Raw genomic sequence first — 20,023 nt, 5'->3', positions numbered from 1 at the left:
AGGCGTCCTGACACTTGTCACGGAGTCGTGGGAGCGCGAAGACTCACCGCCGAGTCGATCACTCCCCCACCCCTCCTGCACCGTCCCGCACCGTCGCACCGGACCCGAAAGGCTGCCGCACATGAACCTCACCCGTCGATCGCTCCTCGCCAGCGCCTCCGGCGCCGCCCTCCTCGGCGGCCTCGCCGCCTGTGGCGGTGACTCGTCCTCCTCCCCCGGGGGCGGCGGGGGAGACAGCACCGACCTGCGCATCTGGTTCATGGAGGACTCGATCCCCGAGGAGACCCGCACCTGGCTCAAGGAGACCTTCGAGAGCCAGAACTCCGGCGCCACGCTCACCATCGAGGTGCAGCAGTGGGACGGCATCGTCTCCAAGCTCCAGACGAGCCTGGCCAGCAAGGACGAGAGCCCCGACGTCGTCGAGTTCGGCAACACCCAGGTCGCCCTCTTCTCCTCCGTCGGCGCACTGCTCGACATCTCCGACCAGGAGGAAGCGCTCGGCGGCGGCGACCTCATCCAGAGCTTCATCGACGCCGGTTCCTGGGAGGGCAAGCTGTACGCCACCCCGCTGTACGCCGGGGCGCGCATCTACTACTACCGGCAGGACCTGTTCGCCGCGGCCGGGATCGCCGTCCCGACCAGCCTCGACGAGCTCGTCGCGGCCGCCAAGGCGCTGGACGCGGCCAACCCCGAGGGCACCCCGGAGTTCTCCGGGATCTACATGCCCGGCGCCGACCCGCACACCAACGAGGGGTGGTTGTTCACCCACGGTGGCCAGTACGCCCTGCAGGAGGGCGACACCTGGACGGGGAACCTCTCCAGCCCCGAGTCCCAGGCGGCCCTGGTGCAGGTGCAGGACCTCATGCTCAACGCGACGAAGTACGCCCTGGACTCCAACGACAACGTGCAGGCCGCCCACCAGCTGTTCAACCAGGGCAAGCTGGGCATCTACAGCGCGCTCAACGTCGCCGCCGCCAAGATCGACCAGGCGATGTGGGACGCCGGCAAGGTCGGCGTCATGGCGCTGCCCGGGCTGACTCCCGGCACCATCGGGAAGACCTTCTCGGGCGGGTCCAGCATCGGCATCTCGGCCAACAACCACAACCTCGAGCTGTCCCAGGCCCTGCTGGCGCTCATCTACTCCGACGAGTTCCAGACCGACATGGCGGCCATCGGAGGCTGGATCCCGGGTCGGACGTCGTTCACCTCGGCGCTGGAGGGCCCGACGGGTTCGATCGCCCAGGAGATCATCGAGAACTCGGTGCTGACGCCGAACTCCCCGCAGTGGGGCGTCCTGGACGGCAACAACGTCCCGCGCGACTTCTGGACCCGCATCGCCCGCGGCGAGGACGTCAAGGCCGTGGCCGCCGAGCTCGACACGACGATCGCCGACGCGCTCAACCAGAGCTGACGCGGCAGCGGACCAGCCACCCCAGGACGACAGGAGGAGAGAACGTGGTGTCCGAGCAGCTCACGACCGCACCCCCGGGTGTCGCGACCACGGCGATCCGACGGCCGCGCCGCCGTGGAGGGTCGCTCGCCATGCCCTACCTCCTGCTGGTCCTGCCCGTGGGACTCGTGTGCCTCGCGCTGGGCTACCCGCTGGTGCGGCAGTTCATCATGTCCTTCCAGGAGTTCGGCCTGGCCCAGCAGTTCGGGCAACCCCCGGAGTGGGTCGGCCTGGCGAACTACCAGCAGGTCCTGACCGATCCGTACTTCTGGGTCGTGACCGCCCGCTCGGTCGCGTTCTGCGCCGTCAGCGCCGGGCTCACCATGGTCATCGGCATCGCCTTCGCGCTGCTGCTGCAGAAGGTCTCCCCGGTTCCCCGGGTCGTCCTGCAGATCACCCTCGTCCTGGCCTGGGCGATGCCCCCGATCTCGGCGCTGACCTCCTACGTCTGGCTGACCGAACCGCGCTACGGCGTCGTCAACTGGATCCTCACCTCGATGGGGCTGGACGGCTTCGAGAACTTCTCCTGGCTGGCGGGCAACCAGTGGACGTTCTTCGGCGTCGCGTCCACCACCGTCGTCTGGACGTCGGTCCCGCTGGTCACGCTGATGACCTACGCGGCCCTGAACCAGGTGGACGAGGAGGTCGTCGAGGCCTCCCAGCTCGACGGCGCCGGCTGGTTCGCCCGGCTGCGGCACGTGGTGCTGCCGATGATCCGGCCGGTCATCCTGCTCGTCACGATGCTGGAGATCATCTGGGACCTGAAGGTGTTCACCCAGATCAACGTCCTGCAGGGCGTCGCCGGGAACAACCGCGCGACCAACCTGCTGGGGACGTACGTCTACGAGGTCGGCATCGGCGGCGGTGAGTACGGCATCGCCTCGGCGCTGGCGACGGTCATGCTGCTGCTGGTCCTGCTGCTGACCTGGCGGTACATGCGCACGCTCATGAAGCAGGGAGACCTCTGATGGCCGCCACCACGACGACCGCCCCGCTGTTCGACACCAGGACCCGCTCGGCGAGGAACAGGCGCCGGCCGGTGTGGAACGCCCTGGCGATCGTGTTCGCGCTCGTCTGGGTCTTCCCGATCTACTGGATGGTCAACTCCGCGCTCATGCCGGAGGACCGGCTGCGTGCGAGCCCGCCGCTGCTGGCGCCGCTGCAGCCCACGTTCCGGGCCTTCGAGCAGGTGCTGACCTCCGACGTCTTCTGGACGTCCATGGGGTTCAGCCTGGCCGCCGCCCTGCTGTCCGTCGCCGTCTGCGTCGTCGCCGCGCTGTTCGGCGCCGTGGCCCTCAGCCGGTTCGCCTTCGTCGGCCGGCGCGGGGTGCTCATCGCCGTCCTCATCGTCCAGATGATCCCGGCCGAGGCGCTGTTCATCTCGCAGTACCGCATGCTCGACGGCTGGGGCCTGCTGAACTCGGTGGCCGGGCTGTCGCTGCTCTACATGGGCATGATCGTCCCCTTCACGGTGTGGATGCTCAAGGGTTTCGTCGACGGGATCCCCGTCGAGCTGGAGGAGGCCGCCATGGTGGACGGCTGCTCACGGTCCACGGCGTTCCTCAAGGTGACCCTGCCGCTGCTGGGTCCCGGCCTGGTCGCCACCGGTGTCTTCGGTTTCCTCGTCGCCTGGAACGAGTACACGCTGGCGTTCGTGGTCCTGGCCTCCGGTGACCGCATGACCCTGCCGGTCTGGCTCCAGACCTTCTCCTCGAACCTGCAGGAGACCGACTGGGCCGGCGTCATGGCCGGCTCCACGCTCATCGCCGTTCCCGTCCTCGTCGTCTTCGTCCTCGTCCAGAACGCCATGACCAAGGGCATGGTCGCGGGCGCCGTCAAGGGCTGAACCACCCCCTACCACCTGGAGTGCTCACCGTGCCTGTCACGCCGTTCCCCCGTCCGAAGTCGATGTCGACCACGACCGGCAGCGGCCCCGCCGCGGACGCCACCGTGCGCGTGGTGCTCGACGCCTCGATCCCCGCCCAGGGTTTCCGGTTGCAGACCTCGGCCGACGGCATCACCGTCACCCACGCCGACGCGGCCGGCCTGCGCTACGCCCTGGCGACGCTGGACCAGCTGCGCGCCGACCGCGGGTTCGCCACCACGAGCTACGACATCAGCGACCACCCGGACTTCGGCGTCCGCGGTTTCATGCTGGACGTCAGCCGCGACCGGGTCCCGACCCGCCGGACGCTGGCTCGCTGGGTCGAGGTCCTGGAGCTGGCCCGCATCAACTCCTTCGAGCTGTACACCGAGCACACGTACGCGTTCAGCGGTCAGCAGGTCGTGTGGCAGGACGCCTCCCCCCTGACCGCGGCGGACCTGCAGTGGCTGGACGCGCTGTGCGCCTCCAAGGGCATCGACCTGGTCTGCAACCAGAACACGCTCGGGCACATGGAGCGGTTCCTCAAGCACCCCGAGCACGCCGGGCGCGCCGAGAACGAGGACGGGTTCACGATGCGCGGGCACCACCGGCCGCCCAGCACCGTGGAACCCACGCCGGAGAACGCCGCGTTCGTCCAGGGCCTGCTCGAGGACGTCGCGCCGAACTTCCGCACCAAGCGGATCAACATCGGCGCCGACGAGCCGTTCGAGCTCGGGACCGGCAAGAGCGCGCAGCGGATCGCCGAGGTGGGCATCGGAACCGTCTACTTCGAGTACGTGACGTCGATCATGCAGCCGTGGCTGGACCGCGGGTACACCGTGGAGTTCTGGGCGGACGTCTTCGGCGACCACCCCGAGCTCATGGACCGGGTTCCGCCCGGCGCGATCCCGGTGGTGTGGCAGTACGACTCCCCCGCCCTGCTCGCCGAGGTCGTCGACGCGGCCAGCCCGGGGCAGGTGCAGGAGTGGCGCAGCCTCGGCGTCGACGTCACCGCCCTGCGCGACGGGTTCCGGGACCGGGCCAAGCTGCTGCTGGAGGCGGGGATCCCGTTCTGGGTCGCACCGGGGGCGAGCAACTGGAACTCGCTGCTGGGCCGCTGGGACAACGCGGTCGCGAACATGGTCGACGCGGCCGAGGTCGGGCTGGAGAACGGCGCCCAGGGGTACCTGAACACCTCCTGGGGCGACCACGGGCACTGGGACCCGCCGTCGGTGGCCTTCGGGCCCGTGCTGTTCGGCGGGGCGGTGTCCTGGTCGCTGGAGGACAACCGCGACGTCGACGTCGCCGCGGTCCTGTCGCAGGCGCTGCTGCTGGACCCCACGGGCATCACGGGCGAGGTGCTGATCCGGGCCGGGAAGGTCTGCCAGCAGCTCGGGGCCCCGCTGTTGAACTCCTCGCCGCTGTGCCTGGCCCTGCGCGAACCCGACGACCTCAAACCCTGGGCCGTGCCCAGCGCCGACGCCCTGGCCGCCGTGCACGAGACGCTGCTGGCCTGCCTGGCCGACCTGCCGGCCGCCGAACCCGCCGCGGCCGACGGGGACGTCGTGCTGCGCGAGCTCGCCCAGGCGCTGCGGTTGTCCGACCTCGCCGTGCGGGTCCTGCAGGCCCGGGCGGAGGACGGCTCGTTCGAGCCGGCCGCCGCGGCCCGGCTGCTGACGGAACTGGACGCCCTGCTGGAGGAGCAGCGCGCCTGCTGGCTGCTGCGCTCGCGCCCGGGCGGCCTGGCCGACAGCGTCGCGGAGTTCGGCCGGCTGCGGCACGCCCTGCTGCGCGCGGGGAGCTGACACCGTGCCCGTGCTGACGTCACCGGTGCGCCCGGCGCCGGTGACGGACCACCGCGCCGTGCGGGTCGGCCTCGACATCGGCGGGACGAAGATCGACGGGGTGGCACTGGCCTCGGGACCGGGTGCGGGCGAGGTGCTGGCCGCCGCCCGGCGTGCCACCCCCAGCGGGGTCGCGGACGTCGTGGCCGCCGCGGCGGCCCTCGTGGCCGAGCTCGTGGCCGGCCTCGTGACCGCCGGTCCCGTCGACCTCGAGGGCATCGGCGTCGGCATCCCCGGCCTGGTGGACCCGATCGCCGGAACCGTCCGCAGCGCGGTCAACCTGGGTTTCGGTCCCGACCCGGTCGACCTGGCCGGTCTGCTGCGCCGGGCCGTCGGCGGCGTTCCCGTCGTCGTGGAGAACGACGTCAACGCCACGGCCGTCGGCGCGCACGCGCTGCTCGCCCCGCCCGGCGACCTGGCCGTGCTGTCGCTGGGCACCGGCCTGGCGGCCGGGCTCGTCGTCGGCGGGGAACTGCTGCGGGGGGCGACCGGGGCGGCCGGCGAGATCGGCCACCTCGCCCTGGACCCCGGCGGGCACCCCTGCGCGTGCGGTCAGCGGGGCTGCCTGGAGACCGTCGCCGCGGGGTCGGCCCTGCAACGGGACTGGCCGCACGGCGACGAAGGCCGGTCGGCGCAGCACCTGTTCGCGACCGCCGCGACCGGTGACCCCGCCGCCGTGGCGGTCCGGGACCGGTGGTCGGCCGGGGTGGCGCTGGCGGTGCGGACGATCGCGCTGACCTGCGATCCGGCCGTGGTCGTGCTGGCCGGCGGTGCGGCTGCCGTCGGCGAGCCCGTGCTGCGCAGCGTCGCCGCCGCCCTGCAGCAGCAGGCCCGGGGTTCGGCGTTCCTGCGCGGCCTGGCCCTGGACCAGCGGCTGAGTTTGCTGCCGGGCGACCGGCCCGTGGCGGCCGTCGGGGCGGGTCAGGCGGCTCGGGTCACCTCCGCCGGCAGGCCGTAGAACTCCTCCGGGTCCCTCACCGGCCGCTCCTCGACCGGTGCGGTCCGCTGGTCGACGACGGCCTCCTGGTCACCGCGCTCGCCCCGTCCAGGGGTGCGGGGACCCGCCGGCGGAGCCCGCGGTGAGTCGACCCGGGGCGCGGGACGGCGACCACTACCGTCTGGGCGTGCTGCCGCCCGGCCTGTCGATGCTGTGGGAATCCGTGGACCCCGCGCTCACCCTGCGCCGACGGTTCGGGTTCACCGGCCTCGACGCCGTGACGGGGTGGCTCACCGCGGCGTTGCGCGAGGTCTGGCGGATCACCGTGCACGGCTGCCCGCGGATGGTCATCAGCGACCAGAACGCGATCGTCTGGGCCGACACCGACCGCGGCCGGCTCGTGGTCAAGTGGTCGCGGGCCGGCGAGCGCTTCGCCCGGCTGGAGGCCTCGACGCGGTTGCTGCGCACGCTGGCCGCTTCCGGTGTTCCGGTGGCGGCGCCGGTCGCCACCTCCGACGATCGCGACCGGGTCGTGCTCGACGGGCCGGCCGGGCCGTTGTCCGTCGCGGTGCTGCCGCACCTGGCGGGCGGGTGGCTGGACGTCACCGACCGCGCGGCCGTCCACGCGGCCGGCGCCTGCCTCGCGCGGGTGCACCTGGCCCTGGGCGCCTGCCACCCCGAGGGGTTCGCCCGCGCCGGGGCGCTGACCGCACGCGTGGGGAACTGGCTGGCGGACGGCGACCGGGGTTTCGCGCCGACGGCGTCGCGGCGGCTGGCGGACCTGCTGGCCGCGGCGCCGTCTCCGGGTGACGAACCCCAGCTGGTGCACAACGACTTCCGCGCCGCCAACGTCCTGGTCCGCGGATCGCGGGTCGTCGGGGTGCTCGACCTCGACGACGTCGTGGTCGAGCACCGCGTGCACGACCTGGCCAAGGCCGGCACCTACCTCGGCACGCGGTTCACGAACTGGGGACCGACCCCGGCCGCGACGCGGCGGTGGCTGCGCGCCGGGTACGAGTCGGTGCGACCGCTCGACCCGGCCGAGGCGCACTGGTACGAGGTCCTGGACCTGTGGCACGGACTGCTGGCCGTTCCGGGCCCCGACGACCCCGCGGGGTGGGCCGCGGCGTTGTGAGGCGACGGGTTCAGACCGTCACGGCCCGGTAGTTGTCCACCAGTTCCCGGCCCACCGACGTCCAGTCCCGGCCCGCGATCGACGCCCGTGCGCGCCCGGCCAGTTCCCGTCGGGCCGCGCCGTCGTGCGCGAGCAGCGCGACGGTGCCGCGCAGTTCCCCGGCGTTCCCCGGCGCGAAGAACGTCCCGTTCACCCCCGGGTCGACGATGTCGAGCAGGCCACCGGCGGCGGGGGCGACCACGGGAACGCCGCTGGCCAGCGCCTCCTGCGCGCTCTGGCAGAACGTCTCGTGCCGGCCGGTGTGCACGAAGAGGTCGAGGGAGGCGAACACCCCCGACAGCTCCCGACCGTGCACCGTGCCGAGGAACTGCGCCCGCGGCAGGGTGCGTTGCAGGTGCGCGCGCTGCGGCCCGTCGCCGGCGACGACCAGCCGGACCCCCGGCAGCGTGTGCACCGACCGCAGTAGGTCGAGTTCCTTCTCCCGCGCCAGGCGTCCCACGTAGCCGACGACGAGTTCGCCGCGCGGGGCCAGGCGGCGCCGCAGGTCCTCGTCGCGGTGCTGCGGGTGGAACCGGTCGACGTCGACGCCGCGGGGCCAGCGCGACACGTCCGGGAACCCGTGGGCGACGAGTTCGGCGCAGGCGTGCCGGCTGGGGGCCAGGGTCCGGGCCGCCATCTGGTGCACCCGGCGCAGCCAGCTCCACACGGCCTGGGAGGCTCCCCGCCAGCCGTAGCGGGCGGCGTACCCCGGCAGGTCCGTCTGGTAGATGGCGACGGCCGGAACCCCTGCCCGTTGCGCGACGGTGGCCGCCTGCGCCCCGAGGACGGTGGGCGCGGCCAGGTGCACGACGTCGGGGCGGAACGCGCGCAGGGCCTGCGCGAGGCGGAACCCGGGGTAGGCGACGCGTTGTTCGGCGTACCCCGGCAGCGGTGCCGACGGGATGCGGACGACCCGGGTCGTGCCGTACCGGGACGGCCCGGGACCGGGAGCGATGACGACGGCCCGGTGGCCTTCGGCCGCGAGGTGCTCGCAGACCTTCAGGACCGAGCCGGTCACGCCGTTGACCTGTGGGAGGAAGGACTCGGTGACGATCGCTACTCGCACGGTGCCCAGCGTGGTGGCGGCGCTCGCCCGGCCCGGCCACCACCGGGAGGAGGGCGGCTGAACGACGCGCGAACTCTTCGGTGCGCGGTTCTTCTGAGATCGTTCCCAGGATGGGCCTACAGTGTGCGGGTGGACGAGCTGCTGCCGAAGACGCTGGTGGACGACCTGACGGTCGAGGTGACGCGACACGCGGGTGAACGGGTCGGGACGCTCTTCGCCCGCGCCCTGCGCGAGACCGTCGAGCGCACCCCGACGGTGCGCGAGGACGGGTCGGTGTTCGTCGTCACCGGCGACATCCCGGCGATGTGGTTGCGCGACTCCACCGCGCAGTGGCAGACGTACCTGCTGCTGCTGGACCGCGCGCCCGCGCTGACCGACGTCATCGCCGGGGTCCTGAAGACCCAGTTCGCCTCGATCCGGCACGACGCCTACGCCAACGCCTTCAACGACGGCCCCACCGGCGCCTGCCACGAACCCGGCGACAACACGGACGACCCGAGGTTGTGGGAGCGCAAGTACGAGGTGGACTCCCTCGCCTTCCCGGTGCTGCTCGCGCACCGGCTGCGCCGCGCGACGGGCCGCGACGACGTCCTCGGCGCCGACGCCGCCCCGGCGATGCGCCGCATCGTCGACCTGTGGCGCCTCGAGCAGGACCACGAGCAGCGCTCCCCGTACCGGTTCGTACGCCCCACGCCACTGCGCAGCGAGACGTTGCAGCGCGACGGGCTCGGGACCCCGGTGGCCCGCACGGGCATGACCTGGTCGGGGTTCCGCCCCAGCGACGACGCCTGCGAGTACGGCTACAACGTCCCGGCGAACCTGTTCGCCGCCCGCGCGCTCGACCACGTCGCCACGGCCGCCCGGGAAGTCTTCGACGACCCGGCGTTGGCACGGGACGCGCGGCAGCTCGCGGCCGAGCTGCGCGAGGGCGTCGCCCGGCACGGCGTCGTCGAGCACCCCGAGCACGGCCGGGTCTGGGCCTACGAGGTCGACGGGCTCGGCGGCGTCCTGCTCGCCGACGACGCCAACATGCCCAGCCTGCTGTCGCTGCCGCTGCTCGGCGCCTGCGCCGCCGACGACCCGCTGTACGTGACCACGCGCCGGCTCGTGCTGTCGGAGACCAACCCGTGGTTCCACCGCGGCACCGCGGCCACCGGGATCGGCAGCCCGCACACCCCGGACCGGTACGTGTGGCCCATCGCCCTGTGCGTGCAGGCGCTGACGAGCGGCTCGGAGCGGGAGGCGGTGCGGATGCTGCAGCTCGTCGCCGACACCGACGACGGAACGCTGCACGTCCACGAGGGGTTCCACGTCGACGACCCCTCGCGGTGGACGCGGGAGTGGTTCTCCTGGGCCGACTCGACGTTCTGCGAACTGGCCCTGTCCCTGCTCGGCCTGCGGGTCACCGACCTGGACTGACTACCCTCGCGGCATGTTCCGCCCCGTCCGCGTCGCCGCCGTGGCGGCCAACTTCGGCCGTGACCTCGATCGCGGGCTGGCCAAGGCACTGGGCATCGTCGCCGAGGCGCGGGCGGGCGGGACGGACCTGCTCGTCCTGCCGCACGGGACCCTGGGCGGGTACCTGCCGGACATGCTCGACCCCGAGGCGACGCAGCTGCCGCCCGCTCTGAGCGCGGACGACCCGGTGTTCGAGCAGGTTCGTCGCGCGTGCGGTCCGATGACCGTGTGCCTGGGTTTCACCGAGGCCGTGGACGTCCACGGCACGACCGTCCAGCACCCCGCGGCCGTCTGCCTGCACGGCGACGGCGTCCTGGGCCGGCACCGCAAGGTCCACCTGCCGCCCGGGGAGGCGAAGCTCTACGCGGCCGGTGACGAGCTGGCCGCCTTCGACACCCCCGTCGGCCGGCTGGGGATGCTCATCGACTTCGACAAGACCTTCCCCGAGGCCGCCCGCACCCTCGCGCTGCAGGACGCACACACCGTCGCCTGCCTGTCGGCGTGGCCGGCCAACGTCACCGACCGCTCCTCCCGGTTGCCGCAGGACCGCCAGTCACGGTTGTTCGACCTGTACGACTGCGCGCGGGCCGCGGAGAACCAGGTCGTGTGGGTGTCGTCGAACCAGACGGGGATGCACGGGTCGCTGCGCTTCCTGGGACAGGCCAAGGTCGTCGGCCCGGGCGGGGACGTGCTGGCCCGGACGGGATCGAAGGGTGGCCTGGCCGCCGTCGCGGTGGACGTCGAGGCGGAGGTGGTGCGCGCCCGGCGCACGCTGCACCACCTGGCCGAACGCCGTCGTGAGATCTACGAAACGTGAAAGTGTTCCGGACGTAACCAGCACGAAACAGTTAGGGCGTGAACTGTCTTCGTGCCCACCACGTACGACGCGCACCGACACATCGGCCGGCTGCCGGCGTACCCCTTCTACGGGGGACCGCCGGTCAACCCCGACACGACCGCCCGCGACCAGATCGCCGACCTGCTCGCCGACCTCGACCGCGAGGGCACCGAGCGGGCCCTGCTGCTGCCGAACTACGGCGTCCCCGTCGCCGGCGCCAGCTTCGCCCTCAACGAGCTCGTCCTGGAGACGGCCGCGAAGGACGACCGGTTCGTCTGCGGACTGTGGACCTCGCCGCGGGCCCAGGACGCCGAACTCACCGATGCCGCCCTGGCGCTGGCCGGTGAACGCGGAGTCGTGGCCCTGAAGACGAGCTTCCTGCTCGGCGGCGGGGTCGACGACCCCACCTCCCAGCCGCAGATCGAGAGGATCTTCGGCACGGCGGGGGAGCGCGACCTCGTCGTCCACGTGCACACCTCCCCCGGCGCCGCCTCGGACATCGACGAGGTCGGCAAGCTCGTGGAACGCTACGGCGACGACGTCCGGATCCACCTGGTCCACCTCGGCGGTGGGATGAGCGCGCACATCAAGCTCATCGGCGGCCGGTTCTTCGACTGGATCGAGGCCGGCAAGAAGGTCTACACCGACACCAGCTGGGCGATCGGTTTCGCACCCCGCTGGCTGGCGGACGAGATCGAACGGCGCGGGATCGGCGCCGACCGGGTCCTGTTCGCCTCCGACGAACCGTGGGGCGACCACGCGGGCGAGCTGGCTCGTCTGCAGGCGGCCTCGGGGAACACCGAACTCGTGCGGATGTTCCTGCAGGACAACTACTCCACCCTCTACGGCTGAACCACACGAAGGAGCCACACCGTGACCCAGACGACCACCTCCCCCGCGACCACCGACACCGCCGTGGAGGAGCAGATCAAGGCGAACATCGCCAGGTCGCTCGCCGAGATCCCGCACCCGTCCAAGCCCAAGGGCGAGAACATCTACGGTTCGACCAAGGTGTTCCCCGACTACCAGGCGCAGGGCGGGGAGACGTACTTCACCCTCGTCCACGGCATCGCCCACGAGTCCTCGGTGAGCTTCGTCGCCGTCCTGCAGGCCACCCGCGCGCTGCGCAAGGGTTTCGAGTCCGCCATCTACTTCTACGGGCCGGGCGCGATGAACTGCATCGCCACCCGCGGCTTCCCGACCGTCGGCGACTCCGGTTTCCCCGGCGAGCAGAACATCAACGGGGCGCTGGAGACGTTCATCGCCGAGGGCGGGACGGTCTACTGCTGCCGCTTCGGCCTGGCCCTGCACGGCAACCGCGAGGAGGACCTCATCGAGGGCGTCATCCCCTGCCACCCGCTCGACGTGCAGGACGCGATCATCCACTACGCGCGCAAGGGCGCGATCATCAACTCCACGTACATGGTCTGACGATGGACTGCCAGAAGTCGGTGGGGACCCGGGTCGACGTCGCGATCCGCGGCGTCCGGCTGGCCGCGCCCGTGCGCCGCACGGGTGGGGCCGGTCCCAGTGACGACGGGCACGTCGTCCTGGGCGGCTTCGCCTCGGCGATCCCGATGCGGTCGGACAGTCCGTACCTCGTGCGGGAGGGCCGGTTGTTCCTGGAGCAGACGGGTGCGGTCACCGACCTCGGGATCGAGGTGGAGGCCGTCGACCGCCCCCGGTTCTACGACCTGCGGACCGCCGACGGAACCCCGTACGAGCAGATCGCCAAGCTGCACGGCCGGGACGTCCTGGCCACCACGGTCGTCCAGACGTGCTCACGGTACGCACCGGAGAACCGCTGCCGGTTCTGCGCCATCGAGGAGTCGCTGAACGCCGGGGCGACGGTCGCCGTCAAGACCCCGGCGATGCTCGCCGAGGTCGCGCAGGCGGCGGTCCGGCTCGACGGGGTGCGGCACGTCGTCATGACGACGGGCACCTCGACGGCCCCCGACCGGGGCGCCCGGCACCTGGCCCGGTGCGTCCGCGCGGTCCGGGAGGCCGTGCCCGGCCTGCCCGTGCAGGTCCAGTGCGAACCGCCGGCGGACCTGGCGACGATCACCGAGCTCATGGAGGCCGGCGCCAGTTCGATCGGCATCCACGTCGAATCCCTCGACGACGCGGTCCGTCGCCGCTGGATGCCGGGGAAGTCGACCGTCCCGCTGGCCGAGTACTGGGCGGCGTGGACCGAGGCCGTGCGCGTCTTCGGCCGCAACCAGGTCTCCACGTACCTGCTCGTGGGCCTCGGCGAGGACCCCGACGAGCTGGTCGCGGGCGCCGAACGGCTCATCGAGGCCGGCGTCTACCCGTTCGTCGTCCCGTTCCGGCCGCTGGCCGGAACCCTGGCGGTGGACGTCGACGGCGCCGGTGCGCCCGATCCGGCCGTCCTGGAGGACATCTCGCGCCGGGTGGCGAAGGCGTTGCAGGCCGGCGGGATGCGCGGGTCGGACCAGATGGCCGGCTGCGCCGCGTGCGGTGCGTGCTCGGTGCTGCAGAACCTCAGCGCCTGACCCGATCGTGCTTGATCACCGAAGTGCTTGATCACGGCGGGTCGGGAACTCGCGGTGATCGGGCACTGTCGTGATCAAGCACTGCCGCGATCAAGCACTTCACGTCGAGAGGAGGAGCGGTGGACCTGGAGTTCGGAGTTCCGCACAACAGGACGGCCCCGCTCGAGGTTCCCCTGCTGGCCGGGGTTCCCCGGCCGCGCGCCGCCTTCCACGTCGAGGTCGCCGACACGGCGGCCGAACTGGGCTACCGGCGGCTGCGGCGGGAGGTGTTCGTGGCCGAGCAGGGGCTGTTCAGCCGCGACGACCACGACGCGGCCGACGACGACCCACGGCGGCGGGTGCTGGTGGCGCGGGCCGCCGACGGATCCGTCGTCGGCGGGGTGCGCTTGGCGCCGTGCCACGAACCCGACGTCGGCTGGTGGCGCGGCAGCCGTCTGGTGGTGGCGGCCGGGGCCCGGACACTGGGTGGGGTCGGGGCGGCGCTGGTCCGGGCGGCGTGCGCGCACGCCGAGGAACTGGGCGCGCTGCGCTTCGACGCCACCGTCCAGCGGCGCAGCGCGGTGCTGTTCCGCCGGCTGGGCTGGGAGCACGTCCGCGACGTGGAGGTGCAGGGAACGCCGCACGCCCTCGTGCGGTACCCGATGGACCGGCCGCGTCGGCTCGCCGAGGCCACCAAGGCCGGACTCGCCGGCGTCCTGGAGGAGCTGGTGCGCACGCCGGCGGGTTTCCTCGGCGACGACGGCACCCCCGTCCCGGGCACCGACGTCGTCGCGGCCTGCGACGCGGTCCTGCCCTCGCTGGTCGACCGGGACCCGGCGTGGGCGGGGTGGTGCGCGGTCCTGGTCAACCTCAACGATCTGGCCGCGATGGGCGCCTCCCCCGTCGGCCTGCTCGACGCGCTCGCCGCGCCCACTCCCCAGCACGCCCGCGTGGTCGTGACGGGACTGCGGGACGCCGCGCAGGCGTGGGGAGTTCCCGTCCTCGGCGGGCACACCCAGTTCGGCGTCCCCGCGGCCCTGTCGGTCACCGCGCTGGGCCGCACAGCGCACCCCGTCCCGGCCGGCGGCGGCCGGGCGGGACACGACCTGTCGCTGACCGTCGACCTCGAGGGCGGCTGGCGGCCGGGGTACACCGGCACGCAGTGGGACTCGACGTCCTGGCGGCAGGCCGGGGACCTGCGGGAGATGGGGTCCTTCGTCGCCCGCACCCGCCCGGCGGCGGCGAAGGACGTCAGCATGGCCGGGCTGCTCGGCACCGTGGGGATGCTGGCCGAGGCCAGCGGAGTCGGCGCCGAGATCGACGTCGCCGCCGTTCCCCGGCCGGCCGGCACCACCGTCGGCGACTGGTTCACCTGCTTCCCCGGTTTCGGGATGGTGACCGCCGACGTACCGGGCCGTGCACCGGCACCCGCCGGTCCGGCCACCACGGCAACCATCGGCCGGCTGCACGCCGGGACACCGGGTGTCTCGCTGCGCTGGCCGGACGGCGAGGTGACCCGGGCGATCCCGGGCACCGTCACAGGAATGGGAAGAGCATGACCACCACGAGATTCGCGGCGGTCGCGGAGAACTTCGGCCGGGACCTCGACGCCGCCTACGCCACCGTCGAACGACTGCTGCAGCAGGCGCAGGGCGCCCAGCTCCTCGCCCTGCCGGAGGCCTGCCTCGGCGGCTACCTCTCCTCTCTGGGGTCCAGCCAGGACCGGGGAACCGCCGCGTCGCGCCGGGAACGGTCCGGCCCCCCGCCGCTGCGCCTGGACGGCCCGGAACTGCGCCGGGTGCAGGAGCTGGCCGGTGACACCGTCGTCGTCCTCGGGATCTGCGAGGACGGCGGGAACGACCTGTTCAACACCGCCGTCGCGCTGACCGGCGACGGCGTCCTCGGCGTCCACCGCAAGGTCCACCAACCGCTGGGCGAGAACCTCTCCTACGCGGCGGGGTCGGTGTTCGAGGCGTTCGACACCCCGGTCGGCCGGATCGGGCTGCAGATCTGCTACGACAAGGCGTTCCCCGAGGCCGCCCGGTCGGCGGCGCTGGACGGCGCGGAGATCGTCGTGAGCATCTCGGCCTGGCCAGGGGCCCGCACGGCGTCGGTCACCGACCTCGCGCAGGACCGCTGGAAGAAGCGCTTCGACCTGTACGACCAGGCCCGAGCCCTGGAGAACCAGGTGGTCTGGGTCGCCTCCAACCAGGCCGGCACCTTCGGGTCGCTGCGGTTCGTCGGCAGCGCGAAGGTCGTCGGGCCGGGCGGGGAGGTCCTCGCCGACACCGGCGTCGACGCGGGGATCGCCGTCGCGGACGTCGATGTCGCGGCCGAACTCGCCGCGGCCCGTCGCGCGATGTTCAACCTGCGCGACCGCCGTCCCGACACCTACGGCGCCCTCGTGGAGGAACTCGTCCATGCCTGAGATGACGTTCACCGTGAGGTGGCCGGACAGCACCGTCCAGGACTGCTACTCGCCGTCCCTCGTGGTGCACGACCACCTCGTCGTCGGCGCGGAGTACTCCGTCGAGGAGTTCACGGCACGCTGCCGCACCGCCCTGACCGAGGCCAGCGACCGCGTCCGCGCCCGCTACGGGATGGCGTGCACGTCGGCCATGGCCCAGCTCGCCGACATCCAGGAGCGCGCCGCCGGGCTGTCCGGCTCCGTGCGCGTCCTCGCTCTCGAACCTCCCCTTCCGCAGGAGAAGTCATGACCGAAGACCACGACGTGCTGATCGTCGGCGCCGGCCAGGCCGGTCTGTCGCTCAGCCACCACCTCACCGGGCGCGGGATCGAGCACGTCCTGCTCGAACGCGACACCGTCGGCCACGAGTGGCGCGACGGTCGGTGGAACGCCTTCACCCTCGTCACCCCGAACTTCCAGTGCCGGCTGCCCGGGTACTCCTACACCGGTGAGTTCGGCGGGGCCGAACCCGACGGGTTCATGCCGCGCGACGAGGTCCACCGGTTCATCACGAGCTACGCGGCGAGCTTCGACCCGCCCGTCCGCGAGCACGTCGAGGTGACCCGGCTGTGGCGGGACGAGCGGTTCCACGTCGAGACCAGCGCCGGTGAGTTCACCGCCGACCAGGTCGTCATCGCGACCGGCGGCTACCACCTGCCGGTCGTCCCCACCGCCGCCGCGCGGATCCCCGACGACGTGACCCAGCTGCACTCCTCGCTCTACCGCGGCGCCGCCGACCTGCCAGACGGAGCGGTGCTCGTCGTCGGCTCGGGGCAGTCCGGCGCACAGATCGCCGAGGACCTGCACCTGGCCGGCCGCACGGTGCACCTGGCCGTCGGCAACGCCCCGCGCTGCGCGCGCACCTACCGCGGCCGCGACTGCATCGCCTGGCTGGAGGAGATGGGCGTCTACGACGTCACCGCCACCGAGGTTCCCGGAGGCGCTGCCGCGCAGGAGAAGACCAACCACTACATGACCGGCCGCGACGGCGGGCGCGACATCGACCTGCGTGCCTTCGCCCTCGAGGGGATGCGGCTGCACGGGCGGCTGACCGACGTCCGCGACGGCGTGGTGCACTTCGCCCCCACCCTGGAGGCGGCGCTCGACCACGCCGACTCGGTCGCCGAGAGCATCAAGGACTCCATCGACCGGTACATCGCCGAGCACGGGCTCGACGCTCCCGAGGAGGCGCGGTACACGCCGGTCTGGCGCCCGGAGCAGGAGGAGGCGGCGCTGGACCTGCGGGCGGCCGGGATCACGTCGGTCGTCTGGAGCGTCGGGTACCGCGCCGACTACTCGTGGGTGGACCTCGGCGTCTTCGACGGCCGTGGCCGGCCCCGCCAGACCCGCGGTGTCACCGGCACCGAGGGGTTGTACTTCCTGGGGCTGCCGTGGATGCACACCTGGGGCTCGGGCCGGTTCGCCGGCATCGCCCGGGACGCCGCGTTCCTCGCGGACCGGATCGCGGGGCCCACCAGCGCGCCGCGGCCGCGGCGCGAACTCCTCACCGCGCTCGGCTGATGCGCATCGCCCTGACGACCTACTCGACGAAACCCCGCGGCGGGGTCGTCCACACCCTCGCCCTGGCCGAGGCCCTCGTCGAGGCGGGAGCGGAGGTCTCGGTGTGGACGCTGGGCCGCGGCGGCGACCAGGCGTTCTTCCGGCCCGTCGACCCGCGCGTCGACGTCCGGGTCGTGGAGTTCGCCGCACGGGACGGCGAATCCGTGGGAGCGCGGATCCTGCGCTCGATCGAGGTTCTCCGGCGGGGTTTCGACGCGGGCGGTTACGACGTCGTGCACGCGCAGGACTGCATCAGCGCCAACGCCGTCGGCCGCTGCGTGCGGACGGTGCACCACCTCGACACCTTCACGACCCCCGAACTCACGGCCTGCCACGAGAAGGCCGTCGTCGAGCCGTTCGCGCACGTGTGCGTGTCGGCCTCGGTCGCCCGCGAACTCGCCGACGGGTGGGGCCTGCGCCCGACGGTCATTCCGAACGGGGTCGACGCGACCCGGTTCGCGCGGGCCGCCGAGGGTGACCTGTCGCCGTGGCGGAACCGGTTCGGCCGGTACGTCCTGGCCGTCGGGGGGATCGAACCCCGCAAGGGCAGCATCGACCTGCTCCGGGCCGTGGCGCTGCTGCGCCGGGACGCACCGGACGTCCGGCTCGTGATCGCCGGCGGGGAGACGTTGTTCGACTACCGCGCCTACCGCGCCGAGTTCGACCGGCTCGCCGTCGAACTGGAGGTCGACCCCGTCGTGCTCGGTCCCGTCGACGACGCCGACCTGCCCGGGCTGGTCGCCGCGGCGTCGGCGATGGGTTTCGTGTCCACGAAGGAGGGTTTCGGTCTGGCCGCGATGGAGGCGCTGGCGGCCGGAGTTCCGCTGGTGACGCGTGAACTGCCGGTGCTGCGCGAGGTGTTCGACGGGGCGGCCCTGTTCGCCGGCGACCCCGCGACGACGGCGGTCGCGCTGCGCGAGGCCCTCGCGCACCCCGACGCCGCCCGCACGGCGCGCGGCCGGGAGCTGGCCGCGCGCCACACCTGGGCCGCCGCGGCGCAGGCCCACCTGCAGCTGTACCGGCAGTTGTGCCCGATCTGAGCATCGGCGCCGCGTTCCGGCTGCTGGCCGACCGTGCTCCGCGGGCCGTCGCCGTCCGCTGCGGCGAGGCCGTGCTGACCCGGGCCGAACTCGACCAGCGCGCCACCCGGCTGGCCCGCCGCTGGATCGCCCACGGGTTGCGGGTCGACGACGTCGTGACGATCTGCCTGCCGAACTCGCCGGACTTCGTCGTCGCCACCGTCGCGGCGTGGAAGGCCGGGGCGACACCGCAACCGCTGTCGCCCCGGCTGCCTGCCCGGGAACGGGTCGCGGTGCTGGAACTGACCGCACCCCGGGTCGTGGTGGACGGTGGACTGCCCGCGGGGATCGACGGCCCGGACCTGCCAGACCTCGCGGCCTCGTCGTGGAAGGCCCCGACGTCCAGCGGCAGCACCGGCCGCCCGAAGGTCGTGCGGGCCACCGATCCGGCCCGCGTCGACCCGGACGGGACGGTGGCCCCCTTCGTGCCGCGGGAAGCCGTCCAGCTCGTCTCCGGCCCGCTCTTCCACGCGGCGCCGTTCGTGTACGCCTTCCGGGGACTGATGACGGGTCACGAACTGGTGCTGCTGCCCCGGTTCGACGCCGGGGAGTGGTTGCGCGCGGTCGAGGACGGCGCCACGTGGGCGGTGCTCGTGCCGGCGACCATGCACCGCATCCTGCGGCACCCCCGGCGCGCGGCCACCGACGTCGGGTCCCTGGCGCGGATCCTGCACCTGGGGGCCCGGTGCGCGCCGTGGCTGAAGCGCGCCTGGATCGACTGGCTGGGCGCCGACCGCGTCGAGGAGCTGTACGCGGGGACCGAATCGCAGGGGCTCGCGTTCGTCGGCGGGCGGGAGTGGCTGAGGCGTCCGGGAACCGTCGGCCGGCCCCTCCCGGGGTCGCGGTTCCGGATCGCGCGCGCGGACGGGAGCCCGTGCGGGCCGGGTGAGGTGGGCGAGGTGCTCATGCGCCGCGACCGGCCCACCTACTCCTACCTCGGCGCCGAACCCGTCGTCCGCGACGGCTGGCACACCCTGGGCGACGCCGGCTGGTGCGACGAGGACGGGTACCTCTTCCTCGCCGACCGCCTCGACGACGTCATCACCAGCGCCGGGGTGGCCATCGCACCGGCCGAGGTCGAGGCCGTCCTGGAGGAGCACCCGGCCGTCGGCTCGGCCGTCGTCGTGGGCCGGCCCGACGCTGAACGCGGCCAGGTCGTGCACGCCGTCGTCCAGGGTGCGGTCGTCGAGGGGCAGCTGCGGGAGTGGGTGCGCACCCGGCTGGACCCCGAGAAGGCGCCGCGGTCCTACGAGTTCGTCAGCGAGCCGCCCCGGGACGACACCGGCAAGGTGCGCCGATCGCGCTGGCGGTGATCAGCCGGCCTCGGCCTGCACCGCGGCGTCGATGACGTGGGTGAGCCCGTCGCGCAGCCGTTCGAGCTCGGCCACGTCCATCCCCAGCTTGGCCACGATCTGCGGGGGCACCTGCAGCGCCCGTTCCCGCAGCGCCCAGCCGGCGTCGGTGAGGGTGACGGCGAGCGTGCGCTGGTCCTCGGGCAGCCGCTTGCGCTCGACCAGGCCGTTCGCCTCCAGGCGCTTGAGCAGCGGCGACAGCGTGGGCGGGTCCAGTTGCAGAGCCTCGCTGAGGGCCTTGACCGACATCGGCTCCCCGCCCCACAGCGCCAGCATGACCAGGTACTGCGGGTGGGTCAGCCCCAGCGGCTCCAGGACGGGACGGTAGACCGAGAGCACCGTGCGCGCGGCGACGACGAGGGCGAAGCAGACCTGGCGCTCCAGGGCGAGCGGGTCGGTGGCCGGGTCGGTGGCCGGGTCGGTCGCAGTCACCTCCCCAGGC

General features: G+C 73.0%; 19 protein-coding genes. 17 read left to right on the top strand and 2 right to left on the bottom strand.

Annotation, left to right across the window (positions count from 1 at the left end):
- Positions 1-121: 121 nt before the first annotated feature.
- The 6 genes from ACRYR2_RS00435 to ACRYR2_RS00410 all read left to right on the top strand — a co-directional run bounded on the left by ACRYR2_RS00435 (position 122) and on the right by ACRYR2_RS00410 (position 7,230).
- Entirely contained in the window at positions 122-1,411 is a 1,290-nt protein-coding gene (locus tag ACRYR2_RS00435) for an extracellular solute-binding protein (protein ID WP_432560834.1), read from the top strand.
- 47 nt (positions 1,412-1,458) lie between these two features.
- A complete protein-coding gene (locus ACRYR2_RS00430) occupies positions 1,459-2,418 on the top strand; it encodes a carbohydrate ABC transporter permease (protein WP_432560833.1) in 960 nt (319 codons plus the stop codon).
- A complete protein-coding gene (locus ACRYR2_RS00425; RefSeq protein ID WP_432560832.1) occupies positions 2,418-3,296 on the top strand; it encodes a carbohydrate ABC transporter permease in 879 nt (292 codons plus the stop codon). The genes ACRYR2_RS00430 and ACRYR2_RS00425 overlap by 1 nt, the downstream gene beginning before the upstream one ends.
- A gap of 29 nt (positions 3,297-3,325) precedes the next feature.
- On the top strand, positions 3,326-5,119 hold the full coding sequence (locus ACRYR2_RS00420) for a family 20 glycosylhydrolase (RefSeq protein ID WP_432560831.1): 1,794 nt from the start codon (positions 3,326-3,328) through the stop codon (positions 5,117-5,119).
- Positions 5,120-5,123: 4 nt separating this feature from the next.
- Positions 5,124-6,116 carry an ROK family protein gene (locus ACRYR2_RS00415; RefSeq protein WP_432560830.1) on the top strand — a complete coding sequence of 331 codons (993 nt, stop codon included), beginning with the start codon at positions 5,124-5,126 and terminating at the stop codon, positions 6,114-6,116.
- Positions 6,117-6,237: 121 nt separating this feature from the next.
- A complete protein-coding gene (locus tag ACRYR2_RS00410) occupies positions 6,238-7,230 on the top strand; it encodes a phosphotransferase enzyme family protein (protein WP_432560829.1) in 993 nt (330 codons plus the stop codon).
- A 10-nt stretch (positions 7,231-7,240) separates the two neighbouring features.
- Here ACRYR2_RS00410 and ACRYR2_RS00405 read toward each other — a convergent pair whose 3' ends face one another.
- Entirely contained in the window at positions 7,241-8,335 is a 1,095-nt protein-coding gene (locus ACRYR2_RS00405; protein ID WP_432560828.1) for a glycosyltransferase family 4 protein, read from the bottom strand.
- Positions 8,336-8,464: 129 nt separating this feature from the next.
- Between ACRYR2_RS00405 and ACRYR2_RS00400 the strand changes: the two genes are divergently transcribed.
- The 11 genes from ACRYR2_RS00400 (at position 8,465) to ACRYR2_RS00350 (ending at position 19,542) form a co-directional block, all read left to right on the top strand.
- Positions 8,465-9,754, top strand: a complete 1,290-nt coding sequence (locus ACRYR2_RS00400; protein ID WP_432560827.1) for a glycoside hydrolase family 125 protein — start codon at positions 8,465-8,467, stop codon at positions 9,752-9,754.
- Positions 9,755-9,767: 13 nt separating this feature from the next.
- Entirely contained in the window at positions 9,768-10,610 is an 843-nt protein-coding gene (locus ACRYR2_RS00395; RefSeq protein ID WP_432560826.1) for a carbon-nitrogen hydrolase family protein, read from the top strand.
- Between the two features lie 51 nt (positions 10,611-10,661).
- Entirely contained in the window at positions 10,662-11,483 is an 822-nt protein-coding gene (locus ACRYR2_RS00390; RefSeq protein ID WP_432560825.1) for an amidohydrolase family protein, read from the top strand.
- A 21-nt stretch (positions 11,484-11,504) separates the two neighbouring features.
- Positions 11,505-12,062 (top strand): MSMEG_0572/Sll0783 family nitrogen starvation response protein, encoded by a 558-nt coding sequence (locus tag ACRYR2_RS00385; protein WP_432560824.1) that lies wholly within the window; start codon positions 11,505-11,507, stop codon positions 12,060-12,062.
- Positions 12,063-12,064: 2 nt separating this feature from the next.
- A complete protein-coding gene (locus ACRYR2_RS00380; protein WP_432560823.1) occupies positions 12,065-13,144 on the top strand; it encodes an MSMEG_0568 family radical SAM protein in 1,080 nt (359 codons plus the stop codon).
- Between the two features lie 125 nt (positions 13,145-13,269).
- Complete coding sequence (locus ACRYR2_RS00375) at positions 13,270-14,682, top strand: MSMEG_0567/sll0787 family protein (protein ID WP_432561132.1); 1,413 nt, start codon at positions 13,270-13,272, stop codon at positions 14,680-14,682.
- Entirely contained in the window at positions 14,679-15,551 is an 873-nt protein-coding gene (locus tag ACRYR2_RS00370; protein ID WP_432560822.1) for a carbon-nitrogen hydrolase family protein, read from the top strand. Before ACRYR2_RS00375 ends, ACRYR2_RS00370 begins: the two co-directional genes overlap by 4 nt.
- Positions 15,544-15,840 carry an MSMEG_0570 family nitrogen starvation response protein gene (locus tag ACRYR2_RS00365; RefSeq protein WP_432560821.1) on the top strand — a complete coding sequence of 99 codons (297 nt, stop codon included), beginning with the start codon at positions 15,544-15,546 and terminating at the stop codon, positions 15,838-15,840. The genes ACRYR2_RS00370 and ACRYR2_RS00365 overlap by 8 nt, the downstream gene beginning before the upstream one ends.
- The gene (locus ACRYR2_RS00360) at positions 15,837-17,111 is read left to right on the top strand and encodes an MSMEG_0569 family flavin-dependent oxidoreductase (protein ID WP_432560820.1); all 1,275 of its coding nucleotides are present in this window, start codon (positions 15,837-15,839) and stop codon (positions 17,109-17,111) included. Before ACRYR2_RS00365 ends, ACRYR2_RS00360 begins: the two co-directional genes overlap by 4 nt.
- Entirely contained in the window at positions 17,111-18,190 is a 1,080-nt protein-coding gene (locus ACRYR2_RS00355) for an MSMEG_0565 family glycosyltransferase (protein WP_432560819.1), read from the top strand. Before ACRYR2_RS00360 ends, ACRYR2_RS00355 begins: the two co-directional genes overlap by 1 nt.
- Entirely contained in the window at positions 18,178-19,542 is a 1,365-nt protein-coding gene (locus tag ACRYR2_RS00350; RefSeq protein WP_432560818.1) for an AMP-binding protein, read from the top strand. The genes ACRYR2_RS00355 and ACRYR2_RS00350 overlap by 13 nt, the downstream gene beginning before the upstream one ends.
- On the opposite strand, the gene ACRYR2_RS00345 is transcribed toward ACRYR2_RS00350, so the two are convergent.
- Positions 19,543-20,013, bottom strand: coding sequence for a MarR family winged helix-turn-helix transcriptional regulator (locus ACRYR2_RS00345; RefSeq protein ID WP_432560817.1), 471 nt, complete (start codon positions 20,011-20,013; stop codon positions 19,543-19,545). It lies immediately after the preceding gene.
- Between the last annotated feature and the right edge of the window lie 10 nt (positions 20,014-20,023).

The sequence above is a fragment of the Kineococcus deserti genome (assembly GCF_050871945.1).
Lineage (GTDB): Bacteria > Actinomycetota > Actinomycetes > Actinomycetales > Kineococcaceae > Kineococcus.
This window is presented reverse-complemented; position numbering and strand designations above follow the sequence as displayed.